The following is a 2,861-nucleotide window of genomic DNA, read 5'->3' on the forward strand; positions in this document are numbered from 1 at the left end:
GGTTGGATGACGACCGGCAGTCTGGCTTTGATTAGAACCTGCGGGTCTTTCTGATCCTGATGAACTTCTGAATCGGTTCTGGTCGTTAAGCAATCCCCCTGGCTGGCTTGACAAGCAAAGCGCTTCTGATAGATTAATTTGAGTACATGATCCATTTAACACTGGAGGGTAAACATGATTGTAGTCAAAACCTTCCGGGCATTAAGCTGAAATCCACCTAATCTGATTTCTTTGCCCGGTTTTAAAACCGGGGCGATTTAGCCCCCGATGATTATTTATCGGACGCTGCTTATGTATGCGTCAGGGGTTTTCTATGACTACAGTTTATTCACTTTCCCAACTGGGATGGTCTCCTTTTTTTCAGCAACAGCTCACTCTTGATGAGTGCTGCCAGTATCAGCCTGCCAGAGTATTCGCTCAGCATCGTTCCTATGTAGAGCTTTACACTGATCAGGGTGTTCAGCGTTTGTTTTATACGCCAGCAATGCCGCCTTTAACGGTTGGTGATTGGGTTCTGTTGAATGATGACGCTACCTTTTATCGAGCGTTGGAGCGACTGTCCTGCTTCTCGCGTAAGGCTTCTGGCAGCAAAGTCAGCGAACAGTTAATCGCCAGTAATATTGATACCGTCTTTATCATCACCTCACTGAATCAGGATTTTTCCCTGAATCGTATCGAGCGTTATCTGGCGTTGATTAAAGAGGCGGGGGCAGATGCCGTGGTCGTCTTAACCAAGCCAGACCTGTGTGATGATCCGGCAGGTTATCGGCAACAGGTGCAGGCGATCGATCCTTTGCTGATGGTTGAAGTCGTCAATGGTCTTGATGCTGACAGCGTCAAAGTGTTGCTTCCCTGGTGCAGGGCTGGCAATAGTGTTGCGGTGTTAGGTTCATCCGGTGTGGGTAAGTCAACGCTGGTGAATGCTTTATCGGGACAAGCAGCTCAATTGACGGCAGAGGCCCGGGAGACCGATGCCAAAGGCAGGCATACCACGACCTCCCGGACTCTGCACCTGCTGCCTGGCGGTGGTGTTTTACTTGATACCCCGGGGATGCGGGAACTTCAATTAGCTGATTGCGAAGCCGGGTTGGCAGAAGCATTTGCCGATATCAGTGCTTTGGCCAAACAGTGTCGTTATAGCGATTGCCAGCATAACTCCGAACCGGGTTGCGCCGTGCAGGCGGCACTGAGCCGGTCGCAGATAGATCAGCGCCGATTGTCTAACTATCTTAAGCTGATGCGTGAGCAGGCCTATAATAGCGCCAGTCTGGCTGAGAAACGGGATAAGGACAGGGCACTGGGGCGCTTTTACAGATCTGTAAAAAAAGAGTCGAGGAAATATAAAAAAGGGCGTTAATGTGTAACGAAAAAGGCCGTTCAGTGAACGGCCTTTTCTGCTTCTGGTTATCCGTAATACTTACACTTCGGTATAGCTTTCAATCGAAGGGCAGGCACAAAACAGATTCCGGTCGCCATAAACGTTATCGATACGGTTAACGGTTGGCCAGAACTTGTTAGCTTTAACGGACGCCAGTGGGAAGGCTCCCAGTACTGGCGAGTAGGGACGATCCCAGTTCGGGTCGATCAGGTCTTCCAGTGTGTGGGGGGCGCCTTTCAGCGGATTCTTTTCAGCATCAAGAATGCCGGCTTCAACATCGGCGATCTCCTGACGGATAGCAGCCATCGCTTCGATGAAACGGTCCAGTTCGCACAGCGGCTCAGATTCGGTCGGCTCGATCATCAGCGTGCCAGCCACCGGGAAGGACATGGTCGGTGCATGGAAGCCGTAATCCATCAGCCGCTTGGCAACATCCTCTTCAGAGATGCCGGTGCGCTCTTTCAACGGGCGCAGATCGATGATGCATTCGTGGGCGACCTTGTCGTTGCGGCCGGTGTACAGCACCGGGTAGTGTTCACCCAGTTTCTTGGCCATGTAGTTGGCATTGAGAATCGCGACTTCAGTGGCTTTACGCAGACCCGGCTGACCCATCAGGGCGATATAGACCCAGGTGATCGGCAGGATGCTGGCACTACCCCAGGGAGCGGCAGATACGGCGCCGTTGTCTGCGTTCGGGCCATCAATCTTCTGTACCGGGTGGTTCGCCACGAACGGTGCCAGGTGCGCTTTAACACCGATAGGGCCCATGCCCGGGCCGCCGCCACCGTGGGGGATGCAGAAGGTTTTGTGCAGGTTAAGGTGGGACACGTCTGCGCCAATTTCACCTGGCTGGCTGATCGCCACCTGGGCGTTCATGTTGGCGCCATCCATATACACCTGACCGCCATGCTGGTGGATGATCTGGCAGATCTCGCGGATGCTCTCTTCGTATACACCGTGGGTGGATGGGTAGGTGATCATCAGGCAGGCGAGGTTGTCGGCATGCAGCTCCGCTTTCGCCCGCATGTCGTCCATATCAACGTTGCCTTTATCATCGCAGCTGACAATCACCACTTTCATATCGGCCAGCGCTGCGGAGGCCGGGTTAGTCCCGTGCGCCGAGCTTGGGATAAGACAGATATTACGGTGATCATCGCCGTTGGCCTGATGGAATGTACGGATCGCCAGCAGGCCGGCATATTCGCCTTGTGCGCCGGAGTTTGGTTGCATGCAGATGGCATCGAAACCGGTGATGGCGATCAGCATCTGTTCCAGGGAGTTGATCATCTCGCTGTAGCCAGCGGCCTGATCAATCGGTGCGAACGGGTGCAGGTTGGCAAATTCAGGCCAGCTGACCGGAATCATCTCGGCGGTGGCGTTCAGCTTCATGGTGCAGGAACCCAGCGCAATCATCGCGTGGGTGAGAGAGATATCTTTGTTTTCCAGGCGCTTGAGGTAGCGCAGCATCTCGGTCTCACTGTGG

The 2,861-nt window shown here is 53.6% G+C and carries 2 protein-coding genes; one reads left to right on the top strand and one right to left on the bottom strand.

Going from position 1 to position 2,861, the window contains the following annotated elements:
- Positions 1-313: 313 nt before the first annotated feature.
- The gene (gene rsgA / locus ACQY8X_RS20735) at positions 314-1,357 is read left to right on the top strand and encodes a ribosome small subunit-dependent GTPase A (RefSeq protein ID WP_428037032.1); all 1,044 of its coding nucleotides are present in this window, start codon (positions 314-316) and stop codon (positions 1,355-1,357) included.
- 60 nt (positions 1,358-1,417) lie between these two features.
- Here rsgA and ACQY8X_RS20740 read toward each other — a convergent pair.
- Positions 1,418-2,861 (bottom strand): beta-eliminating lyase-related protein (locus ACQY8X_RS20740; RefSeq protein WP_428037033.1); only part of this gene is annotated, 1,444 nt, incomplete at its 5' end.

The organism is Amphritea sp., assembly GCF_050300915.1.
GTDB lineage: Bacteria > Pseudomonadota > Gammaproteobacteria > Pseudomonadales > Balneatricaceae > Amphritea.